The organism is Scytonema sp. UIC 10036 (genome assembly GCF_009725235.1).
The window spans coordinates 1-16,699 of record NZ_WJFC01000100.1 but is presented as its reverse complement, the minus strand read 5'-3'; the positions used below and the strand labels follow the sequence as shown (position 1 = coordinate 16,699).

General features: G+C 41.0%; 15 protein-coding genes. 5 read left to right on the top strand and 10 right to left on the bottom strand.

What is annotated here, in order from left to right:
- Positions 1-33 precede the first annotated feature (33 nt).
- The 7 genes from F7734_RS35295 to F7734_RS35265 all read right to left on the bottom strand — a co-directional run bounded on the left by F7734_RS35295 (position 34) and on the right by F7734_RS35265 (position 9,140).
- Positions 34-996 carry a DUF928 domain-containing protein gene (locus F7734_RS35295; RefSeq protein WP_155749166.1) on the bottom strand — a complete coding sequence of 321 codons (963 nt, stop codon included), beginning with the start codon at positions 994-996 and terminating at the stop codon, positions 34-36.
- Positions 997-1,076: 80 nt separating this feature from the next.
- A complete protein-coding gene (locus F7734_RS35290) occupies positions 1,077-3,047 on the bottom strand; it encodes a CHASE2 domain-containing protein (RefSeq protein WP_155749165.1) in 1,971 nt (656 codons plus the stop codon).
- A 150-nt stretch (positions 3,048-3,197) separates the two neighbouring features.
- Positions 3,198-3,347 carry a hypothetical protein gene (locus F7734_RS35285; RefSeq protein ID WP_155749164.1) on the bottom strand — a complete coding sequence of 50 codons (150 nt, stop codon included), beginning with the start codon at positions 3,345-3,347 and terminating at the stop codon, positions 3,198-3,200.
- 640 nt (positions 3,348-3,987) lie between these two features.
- Positions 3,988-5,610, bottom strand: a complete 1,623-nt coding sequence (locus tag F7734_RS35280; protein WP_155749163.1) for a hypothetical protein — start codon at positions 5,608-5,610, stop codon at positions 3,988-3,990.
- 77 nt (positions 5,611-5,687) lie between these two features.
- Entirely contained in the window at positions 5,688-7,493 is a 1,806-nt protein-coding gene (locus F7734_RS35275; protein ID WP_155749162.1) for a hypothetical protein, read from the bottom strand.
- A gap of 330 nt (positions 7,494-7,823) precedes the next feature.
- The gene (locus tag F7734_RS35270; protein WP_155749161.1) at positions 7,824-8,399 is read right to left on the bottom strand and encodes an RNA 2'-phosphotransferase; all 576 of its coding nucleotides are present in this window, start codon (positions 8,397-8,399) and stop codon (positions 7,824-7,826) included.
- 192 nt (positions 8,400-8,591) lie between these two features.
- Positions 8,592-9,140: a hypothetical protein gene (locus F7734_RS35265; RefSeq protein ID WP_155749160.1), complete on the bottom strand. Its 549-nt coding sequence runs from the start codon at positions 9,138-9,140 to the stop codon at positions 8,592-8,594.
- Positions 9,141-9,275: 135 nt separating this feature from the next.
- Between F7734_RS35265 and F7734_RS35260 the strand changes: the two genes are divergently transcribed.
- The 3 genes from F7734_RS35260 (at position 9,276) to F7734_RS35250 (ending at position 11,223) form a co-directional block, all read left to right on the top strand.
- The gene (locus F7734_RS35260; protein ID WP_155749159.1) at positions 9,276-9,476 is read left to right on the top strand and encodes a hypothetical protein; all 201 of its coding nucleotides are present in this window, start codon (positions 9,276-9,278) and stop codon (positions 9,474-9,476) included.
- Positions 9,477-9,672: 196 nt separating this feature from the next.
- The gene (locus F7734_RS35255; RefSeq protein ID WP_155749158.1) at positions 9,673-10,770 is read left to right on the top strand and encodes an RRXRR domain-containing protein; all 1,098 of its coding nucleotides are present in this window, start codon (positions 9,673-9,675) and stop codon (positions 10,768-10,770) included.
- 105 nt (positions 10,771-10,875) lie between these two features.
- Positions 10,876-11,223 (top strand): anthrone oxygenase family protein, encoded by a 348-nt coding sequence (locus F7734_RS35250; protein WP_243147258.1) that lies wholly within the window; start codon positions 10,876-10,878, stop codon positions 11,221-11,223.
- On the opposite strand, the gene F7734_RS35245 is transcribed toward F7734_RS35250, so the two are convergent.
- Positions 11,191-11,985: a DUF4058 family protein gene (locus tag F7734_RS35245; protein ID WP_155749156.1), complete on the bottom strand. Its 795-nt coding sequence runs from the start codon at positions 11,983-11,985 to the stop codon at positions 11,191-11,193. The two genes, F7734_RS35250 and F7734_RS35245, sit on opposite strands and share 33 nt — an antisense overlap.
- Positions 11,986-12,746: 761 nt before the next feature.
- On the opposite strand from F7734_RS35245, the gene F7734_RS35240 reads away from it, so the two are divergent.
- A complete protein-coding gene (locus F7734_RS35240; RefSeq protein WP_155749155.1) occupies positions 12,747-13,544 on the top strand; it encodes a PhzF family phenazine biosynthesis protein in 798 nt (265 codons plus the stop codon).
- A 14-nt stretch (positions 13,545-13,558) separates the two neighbouring features.
- Positions 13,559-14,287 carry a class I SAM-dependent methyltransferase gene (locus tag F7734_RS35235; protein ID WP_155749154.1) on the top strand — a complete coding sequence of 243 codons (729 nt, stop codon included), beginning with the start codon at positions 13,559-13,561 and terminating at the stop codon, positions 14,285-14,287.
- Positions 14,288-14,296: 9 nt separating this feature from the next.
- Here the strand turns inward: F7734_RS35235 and F7734_RS35230 are convergent, their stop codons facing one another.
- The gene (locus F7734_RS35230; RefSeq protein WP_155749153.1) at positions 14,297-15,535 is read right to left on the bottom strand and encodes a hypothetical protein; all 1,239 of its coding nucleotides are present in this window, start codon (positions 15,533-15,535) and stop codon (positions 14,297-14,299) included.
- Positions 15,536-15,601: 66 nt separating this feature from the next.
- Positions 15,602-16,399 (bottom strand): HNH endonuclease signature motif containing protein, encoded by a 798-nt coding sequence (locus tag F7734_RS35225; protein WP_243147257.1) that lies wholly within the window; start codon positions 16,397-16,399, stop codon positions 15,602-15,604.
- Positions 16,400-16,699 lie beyond the last annotated feature (300 nt).

Here is a 16,699-nt window from a genome sequence, read left to right as displayed (position 1 = left end):
ATTGTTAGAAAAACCGGGTTTCTTCAATCGCTATTACTCGTCGCAGCTCTGATTCTCGTTCTTTCGCACACACTCTAAAGTTGAGATGGGAGAATCAGCAATTTCACGAGCAATCTTATCATTTTTGTTTTTTTGCTCGCTGAAACCCAGTACTTGGAAAAACTCCAGCCAATCTGCTTGAATTTGTGTTATTTCACTTTCAACATTTGGGGAGAGTAAATTCTTATTGTGTTGTCTGGTAAGTTGGTAAGCTTGAGCCAATTGAGTGAAACCATCATACCAGAGTTCGTATTGAAAATAGCTATAATATCTTGAAGTCAGTATTGACCCCGATGGTTTGATGGCTTGGAATTGCTGTCTTGGTACTCTCTGAATCCAGCCTGCTACACTAGGATTTCTAGAAGGTTTTTTTGCATCACATATAATTGAGAAGAACCACTTGTATGGTTTGTTTTCTTCCAAATGTATTGGTAACTTAACCTGAATAATACCAGGTGTCTCCGGAAGCTTAAAATAAATCGGAGTGACCTTGTTAAGGTGTTTTTGTTCATCTATTATGGCAAGCTTAGCCAACTCTAGCTGAGATTGTTCATCATATTTGTAGGGAACGTAAAACCAGAAACTTGGTCTTTCTTCAATTGTATAACTTTTAACCCAAGTTATTGTAGAAGGTGAATCAGACTTTAAGGACGCCTCAGAAGCCTCAGATTGTGAATAACTTAGTAATGGAGATCCCTGAATTGATGGAATAAGCGCAGTCAGTTGTTTCTCTGTATCATTCACTGGTAACTTAGAACACTCTCCCCGTCCCCCACCAGCTGTTAAATTACCCTCAGCCGATTTTTTTAAACTTCTTTTTTGAAAACCTAAATAAGATAGTAGATCTTTTATAAAAGCAAAACTTGGCGGGGTATAACCTGTCAACAGTATTATGACAATAGTACTGCTAAGGGATGCTTTAAACCATTTAGTACTGAACAAATGAGTCCAAAACATAATAGATAATTTAGTAAGTTAGGAAAATGGTTACAAGATGGGTAACCGTTTACGTTCTCCTCCCACTTCTCAACGAGAAATCAAGGGTTTCGTCGATTTTGCAGGGAAGGAAGTAAATTCTTAGAAGAAGATAGTACGGGTTGCTCCTTTCTTTGATGATATAACCTTACTAATACTATCACGAATCCGGAACTTGAAAATGCCAGAGCAGATGGAATCAATGGTACCCAACGTTTAATTGGAGAGCTAAATAGAATAAAACAGATCGCATAGAGACTAAAGAGACCTATTGTTAAAAATAGAAGTAATTTCTTAACTTTTGGATACGATAGTTGAACTGCGATCGCTCCAATCATTGACCAACATAGAATCCACAGCATATCGTATTGTATATCCCAAACTTTTAATAGAGGTCTAGAACCTAATGCTGCATTAACAAGCTGACTAATCATTTGTGCTTCAATAAATAAACCCCGGATTTGTGAATCGGCTCCTCCAGTAGAAAAGGGAGTAGAGAAGGTATTATCAAATCCAGTAATTGGTGTACCAATCAAAACTATTTTTTCTTTTATATCTTTTTCTTCACCCTTTTCCAAGACTTCACGAATAGTCATTATTTTAGCAATACTACTAAGAGAGCGCTTATTTTCTGAATCTTGTGTGTATCGGTAATTCAAGAAAATTTGATAAGCATTTAAATTTCTAAAATTATATCCACCTTGTGAGATATTATCGAGTGGTTGTAGAACAGTTTCACCAGATTTAAAAATCCCATCATCTCCTCCAATAGACTTATATTCTTTTCCGTCTTTAGACAAATATTTTTGAGCTACAAGGAAGCTAAAAGAATCCATGTAATCTTGTTTTTTATTCTTACACTCGGTTGATTTTGTAGCTGGCGTATCTGACGGCGTTGGCCATCGTATAATTTGTCTGCGAATGACTTTATCAGAATCATTAAGAAAATCACTTAATCCTACTTGTTCTATGGGAACGTCAAGAGGAGGATCAGAACCTTCTTTTTCAGAAGAATTTGGAAAATCACAAATAAAAACTAAGCGCTTATCTGTTTGTGTGTAGTTAATTAGCTTCTTTAACTCTCCTTCTGATTTAGCATAACGATAGTTGTATATACCTATAGTTCGTGGATTGTGTTTAAGTAATTTATCTAGGAGTTCATAAGTAAATTTGTCTGCTAAGGAAGCACTATTTTTAGGAGATTCAATGTTTGCATAGTACTTTCTATCTTTATCAGTAATTTTAACAATTAATAATTTATCATCTTGCTCTTCAACTGGTTGGCTTCGCATCATTATATCTAGAAATAAAAGCTCTGATGCTTGAAAAAATCCTGAGAAACGTAAGACTATCATCAAAACAGTTATTCCTACAGCAGTCACAAAAGTGCTTCGGAAAGGGATTTTTTCTTGCAATTGCTTTCGAACATTTTGTAGTATATTATTGCTTTTGTTATCCTCATCTTTCTTTAGTAAAACTGGTACTAAATCTTCTTCAATTCCTTCTAGCTTAATAGCAATACAACCGCTTTTGTAAGCGAACTCAAATTTCTGTCTTGCTCCCGAATTAACATTCTGTCTTGCTCCCAAAGCTTTGTAAAATCCTACTGCAAACTTAATGGCGGCTTGATCGCTGACTGCTTGATTCATACCAACAACATACTTAATATGTTGAGAAATCGCCTCAGCCTGTATATTAGAGTAACACCCATTGAGTATCACACATTCAATTTGATTGGCAAAGATCTCAAACAATCCTGCTAGAACATTTCCACTGACACATTTAGGTTGCCCAGTTTCATCCTCAAATATCCATCCCTCTTGTGTGCCATGTCCAGAAAAATGAACAATCTGTGGTTGATACTCTTGCAAAGCCTCCTGGATATCCTCAGGACGGACAGCCCACTTTGATTCCAATGTGAATTCTTCACGCCGTTTAGCACGACGCAATACGTTGTCAATTTCTCGTACCTCTTCATCTAGACGTAGCTGTGCAGTACCTTTTGGATTTGCGGTCAGTATTAACACTCTCATAATATTTTAAATACATAAAATAAATTCAATAGACACCATTTGTAAGACTGCGCTCGCCTTACATTAGTCCTCTATTCACTGATTGTCTACATATAATTAGACAAGACAAATATGGTTCTTGGTGGAGGGGAGAGCGGTGACGCTCGAACCTTACCCGACTACCTCCCATCGACTCCACCAAGAGCCACAAATATTAATACAATTTACCAATTGCGATTTTCGGATAAATTCTGGCACCACTTTCTTAATATCTTTAGGAGTATCTGTAAATACTTTGTCTTGATTTAACCAGTTGGTCATGGCTATGGTCATAATTAGGACAAACTACCACGTGTTATTTTATCTCAAATATGCTGACTAGGCACTGATTTAATTTAATTTCATATATACTATTTCGCTTTAAAAGAGGATAAACTCATTCTTTCTCTAGATAAAAAACAGCACTATACCCGTTACTGTACGTTCGCTCATTTTTAACCGCAAGATTTAATTAAGCCTTACAGGGGTTGTAATTCAGGCTGTGAAATGGATTCAGGCATTTTTAGTCCCATAGGAGCTTTTGGTCATTTTATGATTTATCCTATGCCTACGGCTTAAATAACCGCCTCTCTTAGCCTTTTTGAATGGTCACAAATTTTACACAAAAATAATGGTTCACGTAAAAATCCTCTTTTTCCTTTTACATTAAGGCTTTAATTCCCCTTTGGATCTCAAAATAAGCGAACGTACAGCCGTTACGAAATTTATCGACTTTTTAGCTTTCTGTTGTACCATTTCGGAAATCAATAGCTCTCTCCTCTTACCTCTGTGTACTTTGCGTCTGGGCGGTTAAATAAATTACTTTTAAACCGCAGAGGCGCAGAGAGCACAGAGAGAAAGGCAGAGGTTGTATTATCAGAGTAAGACTTTCTTAATCCAAAATCCAAAATTTAAAATTGCATCACCTTCTTGGTAACTTAACCATAGGAATCGATGTGACAGGAGATTTTTCTGCGATCGCCGATCGCGTTCCTGATTCAGTAGTCCTAGCAAGGGTTCCGGGTGGAACGACTTCCAATAAGCCGAACACCGCTGGACCTTGAGAACCATCTGGATTAGTCAAAAGCAAGGAACGATCGCCTAAAGGTGCATCGGTTGCTGCTGTAATTGTGAGGAAGAAAATTTGCTCCCCGTCTTGGTCTTGAAAATCTACTTTTGTGACTGTGACTCCGGGAGCATCGATCAACTCAATGGTAGCATCGCGATCGCTATTAAACGCAATTAGCACGATATTGTCTACCGTTGTTCCTTGCTCAATTCGCATATTGAGGTTACCACGAGCTGCTACATTGACCAACTCTAAGTCCCTTAAAAGAAACGGACGCGGTAGCGGCTTCTCTGGAAAACCCGCACATTGAAAAGATTCTGGTGGTGTTATTTGTGGCAAAGGTAACCCAGCTAAGGCAATGTCAAAAGTCTGTGCAATCTGAGAGCCAAATTCAATATTAAATCCATTAATTGCGATATCGCTTACGGTAAAGCCTTGGTCTTCTGGTACCTCGAACACTGCATGGAGAATAAAATCCATATCCTCTCCATTTTGCCGTCGGCGACCTCGAACAACCTTCCAATAGTCAGATGGCTGAGCGTTTGCAGGAGCATTTAAGGGAAGTTGGTAGGTGTCAAAACTTGGTTCTTGAATATAAAGTCCGACTGGGTTCTGTAAAGAAATCCTCACGCCAGAACCTGGTTGTCCGGTTCCACGTACCAATGCGTTGACCGACGCTCCAATGGTCGGATCGCTGTTACGGTTTGGAGTGCCATACTGACTACAGTTGATGAGCTGGTTTTTATCAGTAATGGGGTTACCTTGGGAATTTTGTCGCAGAACTGTGGCTTGTCCCGCCAGAAAAATCTCAGCACTCAGAGCATTGGGATTGCTGACTAAATGAACTGCTCCATTGGTTGTTGTGCTATTCCACTTGTTGCGATCGTCATAAGCTGGTCGTCCAGTTTCCGGATCGATCTGAGGTTCTCCATTATCGTCTCGTAAGTAAAGGTCTTCAAGTTGCACTTGCGATCCGACTAACTCTTGGTACACCCTAAGTACAGTTGTTGGATCGATATCCCAAAGGGTGTACCAATATTCTCGGTTCTCGCAAGTAAACATGACTTTGGTAATCTTCCCCTCGGAGTTGCGGGTGACGCTCCACTCACAATACTCATCTTGCCATCCACGGGGTCCTCTGGGACCATAGTTGGGATCTGATGGTCCTTCATCTGCAAATTCCCACTGCGTGCGCTGTCCTACATTGGGAAATGTAATTAAGATTCTGTTTGGAAATGCTGTCCACTTGATAACTGCTCCCTTTGTGCCTTCGGGAATGTCTGTGTTGAGAGGGTTGTAGTATTGGGTTAGGGCAGGTTGGTTTGCAGAATCCCATGGGTCATTTTGTAATGTTTGTTCTGTATATCGATTGATGTTTCTATTCCAACGACTGCGGAAGGCTTTTTCTTTTTCTTCTTCACCAGAGCGGAAATCATTTTGGTTTGCTGGTGGATCGAATTGAGGTAGTTTGGGCATTTTTGACTCCTATTATTGTGATGTTCAGAAATCATTAACCGCAGATGAACGCTGATGGACGCAGATAAATTTGTACACTACTGGGGTAGATCGGTTTGAGGAAGCAACAGGCTAAATTCTTGGAGGTTTTTGATAGTTGGCCAAGATTGAAATTGCGATCGCCGTTTAACAGCAAGTCGCATGAGTCGATCTAACCGTTCTGATTCAGAAAGATTGTTAATTTCGTCTAGATAAGTCTGAATTCGCTGCTGCACAGATGTTTTCCACTGGTCATCAGGTAGATTCCAAGTGAAAAGAAATTGTTGTTCGGTAGAACAGGTGTCTAGATTGGCTGGATCGCAGTCTGGTTGACTGGCGGCTACAGCTTTGACTTTGTTAGCAAACTCATCAGGTATACTACTGACTCCATTCATGATAGTACCTGTTGTCACCTGCTCGGCATATTGTTGCAAACTGGTTCGCTTCTCTGAAAAAACTGGATTTTTGAAATCAACCATTAGCAGTGCAGCAATAAATTTGTCAGTTAAAATTTTTGCAGAGCGCATCTGGGTTAATATGAAGAGATCCTCTGCAGATGGTACGGGTACAAAAAAAGCAAAGTAGGTGGAACCATTTTCCTCATATAATGGCGAACCATCCGGTTTTGTGAAGTCAGATTGAACCAGTTTGAAATTATGAATTTTTAGGTAATTGTCATAATCATTGCGTTTAAACTTAATAGGCTCAATAGTATAATTAAGATTAAGTGCTGTTTTTAGGGCTGAATCCCAAAGGAAAAAGTCATTGGGAATTCCTGATATATCGCTGTTAGCTGGACTGGTATTTTCTCCTTTACTTTCTATATTGGTGGAGGCAAAGTTGATGGTAGTATTGGTGGTGAGATGACGCAACATCTCGCTGACATCAGTGAGACGAATAGTTCCTTCTTCGTTTTTGATGCGATCGCGCAGCCAATTTTGGTAGTAAATTTGGAATCCACTTCTGATGGCTCGCTCCAGATTCTCAGCACCGTTTAGATTCTGAAATATTTGCTCTTGAGCAACAGCAAGGGGTACGTTCAAAGGCGATATTATTGCACGTTGGGAATGCCAATTGTTCCAAGGAAATGCCAATTCTTTCATAATCACCACGCCATTGTGGTGACAGTCGAAACATCCATGCCCCATAGTCTGAGGTGCGTGCGCCATGGGTGAGTCACCAGCCCAAACCCATACCCTAGTTGAAATATTATCGGTTTCGCCTACTTGTGCTCGAAATTCATAAAAGTTGTATTTCTTCGCTTGAGCATTCCATGAAATCACTTGCAGGAAACTAGAATCTCTTCCTGGTGGTGCATTGAGCAAAATCTGAGCACTGCTTGTTGGGCTTGTTCCCCAGGTCAGGACATAACGCAAGTTACGGGGTTCTTCTCGTGAAGCCACTGTAGTTGGAATCTGGCTACCTTCTCCTAGCAAGTAGTTGGCTTGTTGAAGATTTAACCCAGAGTTGGAAACTTCAGTCACAATTGCATCAACACTGTCTGGAAAAATACCTTTGCGAAGAATCGCTGTAGCAAAGGGATCGTTAAGATTTTCCCCAATTTCCTGTTCCGTCATAGGTGCTACACACGAATCCATTCCATCGATGAAACGATGTATCTTGCCAGATTCTACTGGAGCACAGTTGGCGGTCTTTTGTGCAATAAGGGTTGGTTCTTGGGGAATCGTGAGAACCTTTGGGTGTTTTTCTATAGAACTCCTTGATTGAAAATCACTCGTTGTTTGTTTTTGTGCGATCGTCAGAGCTTGGGCTTGAAATGCATGACTCAGAAAGCAAGAACTTCCTGAGAGACACAGTATGAACAAGGTGAGAATAACAAATTTTGCTAAACCAATCTTGGGCATTTTTTCATCATCTTATTTTTTCGTTGCGTTAAGTTTGGAAGCTTTCCCTATTACTTAAATGCCAGCAAGAGCGACTTATGCAGTTGAACTATAGCAGTTCTCACTTGAATGAAGTACAGATTTATCCGCTACGGGCTGCAGTTCCATAACTTTTTTATGTTCGGGTGATGACTTATAATAAGATTTATTAACGCTCGTTGGGTTGAGGCGATAGCGTTACCCAACAAACTCTGCACTCATGTTGGGTTTCGTTCCTCAACCCAACCTACGTGTTTTCGTATTTTTAGGCTTAACCGACAAGTATTGTGTCCGGTCATAGCCATCCGAGTTTTAAGTAAGGAAATCGGTGTTCGTTTGCGCTAGCTCCATTCGCAAATACTGAGGTGGTACATTATCTACCAACCATACTCCATTGTCGGAACAATAAAAGGTATAGCCTGCGTGGTGCATTGCTGCTGCATCTACCACAAACACGACAGGTTTTCCGTGTCTTGCACCGACAGTTTCTGCTGTGGCAATATCCTTTGATAAATGTACGTGATGGCGGGACATTTTACACAACCCATGTTGCAGTATTAGCTCTACAGCTTTGTGTCCAGTACCGTGATAAAGCACATCTGGAGGAACAACAGGTTCTAATTGTAAATCAATATCTACGCTGTGTCCTTGGTTAGCACGAATTAAAGTGCCTGTAGCATCAAAGGAAAAGCGTTGTTTATCGTTGTTTGCAACCACTTCTTCGAGTTCGTCACGGCTGATAGGAAATCGGTTTCTTCTACAAGCTGCTAAAAGATCCTTGACTGCAACCCAGCCACTAGGAGAAAGTTCAATTCCGATGCGATCGGGTTGGTGTCGGAGGTGTCTGCTAAGGTATTTGCTAATTTTAACTAGGCGTGAATTTTCCATAGTTCAATACTGCAAGGGCTGAGGAAATTGTCGTAGGGGTAGAGCGAAGCGCGAAACCCAACAAATGCTGATAAATGTTGGGTTTCGTTCCTCCGATGGATGTTGGGTTTCGTTCCTCCGATGGATGTTGGGTTTCGTTCCTCAACCCAACCTACGTGTATTACGTGTGTTTCACAATTATTACACGGATTGCTATGGCTTTTCAGATTTATTTTGTAAAAGCTCTTTGACAGCTTGCGCGATGAAAGCCTCATCCTGAAGCTCGGAATTATTAATCTTTAAATCCCAAGGGAGACTGACTGACAATGCAAGCTCGTTAATTTCTCTTAATCTATCTTCTGACACAGGAATATGGGCTGACGCATCTCTACTCCTGACTCGTTGGATGCAGGTGTCTATAGGAGCTTGTATATTAATAAGTAATACGTGAAATCCCTGGCGTAAGGCTGCTAGAAGATCTGGAAAAGTATGAGCAGTTCCTGTAGATTCAATACAAAGGACGGGATGCTTTTGTGCTAGCTCATCCAGTTTTGCCAGTACCATTTGAAATCCTCGTTTCTCAAGAGGAATTCCTTGTAATTTTGGTTCTAACTGAAGAAGTTCAAGAAATATTGGTTCAATTCGTAAAAATTTTACGTCTAGATATCTTTCTAAAATACTACCAATGAAGGTTTTGCCCACTCCCTTCATTCCTACAAGTAGTAACAAGGTACATTGTTTTGTATTTAAGGATGAGTACATACAATAATCACTCGCTCTGATTGTATTCACTTTAGAGGAAATGTTGCCCTTGTCATCTCATAACTAATTGCAAGATTTTGATATTGACGCAAGAATTAAATAGCCCAGCACAAAGTGTTTGCCTAAACTGAACTTGTGACGAATCAGGAGGAACTATGGCACATCTACTGCACTTCAAGCGCTAGCCTTGCTAAGGAAAAATCTGTAGGAGGTTCTATGACAACTGTTAACCACTTACTGTTTGCGTTACAACTTCTCACTGCCTTGGGCTGCGGGTTGGTGGCTGGAGTCTTCTTTGCCTTCTCAACCTTTGTGTTCACTAACCTCGCCCTATAAGGACGAGGATTGCTTAAACCAATTTAGGCGGCGTAAGAAGTGAATACCGCGCTGAGACACAGTTTGGTACACACGGCTAAATACTTCCCTAGTTTAGCCCTCTGTAATTCTGATTGGTTCAGAAGTTGGGTAAAGCCAAGCCATCTTAACTGTGTTGCGGGAAGGGACTTAAACAAATAATTGGGTTATACCAAAAATGCTGAGAATACCTGTAGTAGATAAAGAACAAAAACCATTAATGCCCACAACTTGCGCTCGCGCAAGGAAGTGGATAGAAAAAGGTAAAGCTGTAAAACGTTGGTCGGATGCTGGACAATTCTACGTTCAATTATTAGTAGAACCATCTGGACGCAATACCCAAGACATCGTTATTGGGATTGACCCTGGTAAAAAGTTTTCTGGCATTGGTGTTCAGTCTGCTAAGTTCACACTTTACACGGCTCACTTAATTCTGCCGTTTCAAGCAGTACGTGACCGTATGGACGCAAGACGATTGATGCGGCGTGGTCGTAGAGGAAGAAGAATCAACCGCAAAGTTGAATTTTCAAAACGCGCTCATCGTCAAAAAAGATTTGACAATCGCCGTCAAAATAAACTTGCACCATCAATTCGTGCTAACCGACAACTCGAACTGAGAGTAGTTTCTGAACTCTGTAAAATTTACCCAGTATCAGAAATCAGGTACGAATATGTTAGAGCAGATGTGGATCTAACTTCTGGTCGCAAAAAAGCAAAATCCGGGAAAGGATTTTCACCTGTAATGGTTGGTCAAAAGTGGATGCTCCATCAGTTAAAGGAATTTGCTCCCGTTGTCAAAATTGAAGGATACCAAACATCTAATACTAGAAAATATCTTGGATTAGAGAAGAACAAAACAAACAAATCAAAACCTGAGTTTTCTACTCATGCAGTAGATGGTGTGAGTATAGCTGCTACTCATTTTGTCGAATATCGCCAGTACCACACCACAAAAGTTGACGGTGGTAAATGGTTTGGTAACGTTGTCGTAACAGATTCCCTATTCAAAGTTATTCGTCGCCCTCCCTACTCCCGTCGCCAGTTACATTTAATGGTTCCAGCAAAGGGTGGAGTGCGTCGTAAATATGGTGGGTCTACAACTCGCCACGGCGTTCGCAAAGGTGACTTAGTTAACTCCCCAAAAGGGATTGGCTTTGTCAGTGGCGACACTGAAAAACAATTATCTGTCAGCGATGCAAGTTGGAAAAGACTTGGACAGATAGCTTCTAGCAAAGTCAAATTGATCCGTCGTTCAAACGGACTAATTGTTGCCTAGAAGATTTGTAAAGCCGTCCTCCGCTATCGCTAAAGGACGGGGTTTCTACCCATTTTTCTGATGAGCGCTCTTGCTCGACTTCAGCCTAGGGAAGGCATTATCGCTATGCAATCGATTAATATCACGGCAATCAATCCGTTGTTTATGGTGGCGCTCTTTGGAACGGCTTTGGCTTGCCTGTTTCTGGCGATCGCTTCGCTGTCAAAGTGGCATCAACCCGGTGCTGTTTACTTGCTGCTTGGTAGCCTGCTCTATCTTGTGGGCACTGTTGTGGTGACGATCGCCTTCAACGTGCCACTGAATAATGCCTTGGCGATCGCCAAACCAGATAGCACTGAGGGTGCAAATCTATGGGCTAGATATCTGACTGACTGGACGCGCTGGAACCATGTTCGGACAATAGCAGCGTTTGGGGCAGCATTATTGCTGAGTGTGTTTAAAAACCTGTTCTAAAATTTCTGAAACCCAAACAGCGTCTTCTGTTGAAAGTGGAGGTTTGACTTGTTGAGAATAATCGATCGCTAAATCGAATCTTGCTCGTTCGTATATCTCGTTAAGCAATCTCTGCAAGTTCACCACTGGCTCAGGATCTTTCTCGCGTAAGGGGACTGGAAATGTAGGGATAGAGTCTCTCAGTCCAAATACGTAAAGGTCTGCATCAGGTCTACTATACCCGCGACTTACCAAAATACGGTAGCCTATTCCTGGATTTCCCAAAATTGGCATAGGCTCGCCTCCTCGCAGTAGGTCAATTTCTACTAAGCTAGTTGCTGAACTTAGGATTTTCTGCCGTTTGCTTTCATAAGCCTCTCGACCTTCCTTAGAACGTTTATTTTTAGGTGAGAGAATTTCTATGATAGAGACAACCTCACCTGTTTGGGTCAATTTGACCTCTAAGAATCGTTCCGTTACTTGTTCTGGTATTGGAACTTTTATTTTGACCGGTTCGGCTAATTTGGTAGTCATGCGTGTTGTCTCAGGAGCGGTTATCCCCTTATAAGAGACAGCCACATCAGCAATTCCAACAAGTAAAGAGTCTGCAATGCTGGTGTAAACCCGCTCTTCAATTGCAACTCGGTATTTTGGAGCAATTTGAGGGGTAATTTCATCTGCAACTGCCACAATCAATCTGTTGTGGACTTGATGCCACAACTCTGGCTGTTCCAGATATGGATTCATTCCCGGAAATGGATTTTGCACGATTTGTTTTTCCATCCCTCTTGCTAACCAACCTTATGCACTGTTAATAAATGAACTGACTCCTTGACTCAATTTCAGTCTTAAAAATTTACTGCTTTGGACTTGTGAAGAACTACATTAACTGATTATTATAACTCACAATACAGCAATCCTCTTTAATGTGTGAAACACCCGTAGGTTGGGCTAAGCGGCACAAAAGCCTTATGTGGTTGGCATTGCCCAACCTACAATCTGGTCACTGGTTACTGGTCACTGGTCACTGTAATTTATTGCTACACCTTAATTTTCAAGCCTGCTATAATAAAAATTGACTCATGAATCTGTGTAAGTTTCACAGCATGAGTCAAAAGGTATCAATGTGAAAGACAAGGTATACATATTTTATTTCTTGAGGCGAAATACACCCTGTAGTGAAAGATAAGTACACCCTGTATATAAAGAACTGGCACCCTGTGTTTACTGATTTCAGTATGCAATAGGGTTAAAGGTTTTTTCTCATTCAACAGTAGCATTTACTACTTACCCCGTTAGATAGAGGTTTTTAAGGAACCGCAGCCTGTAGCAGATACATTTAAGTACATTTGTACGTATGTGTGACTGAAAATGAAAGGGTTTACAACATTTGTAGGGGCGCAATGCCTTGCGCCCCTACGACTGTCGATGTCACCAAATGCTATAATGACTAAGTTAAATTTTTATACAACTTTAAAGTAAGGGTACATGCGCTAAAGCGCGACTACAAACGTAGTGTAAAATTATAGCTGTTAGACAAAACTATGGGACAGATAATTACTCAAGTTGATGCATTCACTAACACACCTTTTGCAGGTAACCCAGCAGCTGTCTGCGTTTTACCTGCACCTCAGTCTGAGGAGTGGATGCAAAAAGTGGCGCAGGAAATGAATTTATCTGAAACGGCATTTTTGGTTAGGCAAGAGGATGGTTTTTATCTACGTTGGTTTACGCCTACAACAGAAGTTCCATTGTGCGGTCATGCAACTTTAGCAAGTTCTCATGTCCTTTGGTCGGAGGCTCATTTATTACCGGATGAAATTGCTCGTTTTCATACGAAAAGTGGGCTATTGATTGCTAAGAAGTTGGGCAGTTGGATTGAACTTGATTTTCCTGTAAATTATTCTGAACAGACCACTGCTCCTTCAGCGTTAGGAGAGGCTTTGGGTGTTCCTTTAAAAACAGTTTTGCAAAATTCTTTGGGTTATTTAGTAGAGGTAGAGTCTGAAGAGTTAGTCAGACAAATGCAGCCCAATTTTGAATTACTGAAAACTTTACCTGCTGCTGATATTATTGTGACTAGTTCAACAAATTCAGATTCAGAGTTTGATTTTGTTTCTCGCTTTTTTGCACCTAGTTTGGGAATTAATGAAGACCCCGTGACTGGTGCAGCCCATTGCTGTCTTGCTCCTTTTTGGCGCGATCGCTTGGGAAAAAATGAGTTTTTGGCATATCAGGCATCGAGTCGTGGTGGAATATTAAAGGTTCGGTATGACGGAGGCGATCGCGTTTATTTAGCTGGACAAGCAGTCACGGTTTTGCGCGGTGAATTACTATTTTAAGGATTTCTTGTAAGATGTGGTACAAAGAAGACCTTGCATTTATTCACGATGTTGGTTTCAGTGATTATGCTCTAAAATCTGCTCCTGGAATATTAGAAATTTTAAAACAAAACAACATTAAGGAAGGGTTAATCGTAGACTTGGGTTGCGGAAGCGGATTATCTGCACAAGAGTTTGTAAAAGCTAATTATCAGGTTTTTGGAGTTGATATTTCTGAATCAATGATTGATATTGCACGAACAAGAGTTCCGGAGGCAAAATTTCAAGTTGGTTCGCTATTTCAAACTGAAATTCCACCGTGTCATGCTGTAACTTCCATTGGTGAATGCCTGAATTATCAGTTCGAGGCAAACAGCGATCGCAAAATGCTGGTTCATCTTTTTAGTCGCATCTATAATGCGTTAAAGCCTGGAGGTGTCTTCATCTTTGATATTGCAGAACCAGGACAAGTTACACAAGAAACCACAACTAAAAACTTTACCGAAGGCAAAGATTGGATTGTACTGGTTGAAAAAGAAGAAGATCGAGAGCAAAGAATATTAACTCGTCAGATTATCACATTTCGCAAGGTAGGAGAACACTACCGACGGGATGATGAAGTACACCGCCAGCAATTATATGAGACTGTAGAAGTCACAGAAAAACTTAATCGTGTGGGCTTTGAAGTTCAAACAATGCCAAATTATGGTGAGTACAATTTACCGCTAAACCATACGGCATTTATTGCAAAGAAACTAATATGAATAATACCGCTAATTAAAATCTAGAGAAATCTGCATATGCGTAGATTGACTACGTTTACGAGGTTTTCTAGACCTAGATACAGCAACGGTTACTGTATCATTCCCCGTTGGGATTGCACCAACCTCGAAAAGCTCCAACTGTATTGGATTGACCAATTGTCCATGCTGACCTACAAAGCAAGTCAGTTGACAAAAAGGCGTAACCTTTCGTGCTCTGTTAAAGCGGGATGTAAAATATTTGTGCCTAGGAGTGCCTTTGACGCTCCTAGAGACCCTACTCCACTGCGACCAAACGTGCTTTCCAATAGGATAGGCGGACTTGGAATGAAGTAAGTGATGAAGTTTTGGAAGTCTTTCTGAAAATCTTCTGCCATGACGTGCAATAACGAAGGCAGCAGCAGAAGCAGAATTCATGCCATACATGGACATGAACTTGAGCATAGCGATCGTACTGCTAAAGGCAGGATTTACTTTCTTATGATAAATCCCGTATTTTGAGCAAGCACTATCTAAAGCTTCGTGCCATTGGGAATAAGCAAATGATGAAAGCATTCTGGCAGATTTTTTTCCTTTCTCTTTAATTTGTTTCTTCTTTTCGGAAAAATCCAATTTCTCAGATGCAACTGGAAAGTTATATTGTTTTGCTTTTAATGCGATAAAGGTGGCTGCATCGCTAAAAATCGCTGCTCTTTGATTGGATGTTTTAGAATGTAAATCCAACTTGTAGTCGCCATATTCAAGCAAGTTACCTTGGGTGTCACACACAGCCCATCCAATGGAGTCCGCATTTAAGTCAATGCCAACATAGCCAGATAGATATTCGGATGTAATTTCTGGTAGGTTGATATCTGTCGTGGCAGCAACGTACCAACAATTATCTTGCCAGTAGAATCGGAGCGTGACCGCGTTGTAACCAATAGCCCACTTTTCGGTTCCATCTTTGGTTTTTACTTGATAACATCGCTCTGAAATGGATTCAACGATTTCGTGGAAGCCATGCTTGAAATTCAATCCATCAATCCGGATGTAATCACCGCCCAATCTTTCCTCTAACGCGTAGGGAGTGCGAATAGAGAGCACAAAGCTATCCGGATTTTCAATGTAATCGAATTGCGCTAGTTGGTTGCCTGATGACTCGTCCTTGCTGCCAACCAAGACAAAACTGTTGGCAATATCTGGTAACGCGTACTTTGGTTTTGTCGCCTTCAAATGCGCCAACTGTGACTGAGGTAGGGTCGAGGTGTACATTACTGTAGCACCCCTCCCATCCGAAACCGTGCTTGCCATTTTCACGGCACACGGCTACTCAGTATGTTATCCATTTGTCACGTCGGACTTCCTAACCTTTTGCCTTATGAAATTTGGAATATCATTTATCCAATCCCATTCAAATCTCTCCCAAAATTGAGATAATTTCTTCAGGAATTTTAAATGATTTTTCTTCTTAATTTCTTTCAGGTCAAGTGCGGTTTTTTCGTCATGGCAATGTCGATGTAATAATTGAAGGTTTTTGTATTCATCCTTACCGCCCAGAGCTTTGGGGATTTTGTGGTCTTCTTCAATGACATCCCAGTTTTGGAAGCTTAATCCACACCAGGGACATTTACCCTTTTGTTGTTTAAGCAACTTAGCCTTACGATTAGGCATTTCAGGCTGTGTCCCTAGTCTTGAACTCCAGTAAACTGTGTCGCCATCGTAGGGGCTTTTATCGCCTTTAACTTTCACATAGTCAGTGCTACTGCAACTCATCTCACTATGTTTAAGTAACCTCAGGGGGTTCGCTTCCCCAATTCTTGTTGCGAATACCCAGTTATCGTCGTCTATGGAAGTCCAGTACTTGATGTGACCATCATTGGTATTTCCACAACGGCGTTTTGCCCATCGTCGAAGTTTCAGGTATGTGAGGTAATCTTGTTTTGATAATTCTCCAACGGTTTTAGCGTCGGAGTTTCGATAGTAAGAAGTCCATCCCCTTATTACAGGGTTAAGGTCTTTGATTAGTGCTGATTGCGGCGTAGACCCGTGTTTTGTGATGATTCTTCCGATTTCCTCTTGATGAGCCTTACTCGCCTTCGCGGATGGGGTGATGAGTGTATTAAATCCTAGTATCATACCTTCGGCAGTTTTATTGCTTCGGTATTTCCCGGCGGGATATTGTTGAATATGATGACCTAGGAAATCAAATCCTGCTTTGCCATCCTCACTTAATTCAGAATTGAATGTGTGAGTTAACCGGGTTTTTTCAGGTTTTAATTCAAGTCCTATACCAATTAACCATTCCGAGATGATTTCTCGGCATCTTTGGACAACGGTTTTATCTTCGTGAAAAATTACGAAGTAGAGTAGGCGACCAGCGAGTTACAATAAGCACTTTTCTGTCCGCCCCTCCCCGAACCGGGCTTACGCCTTTCG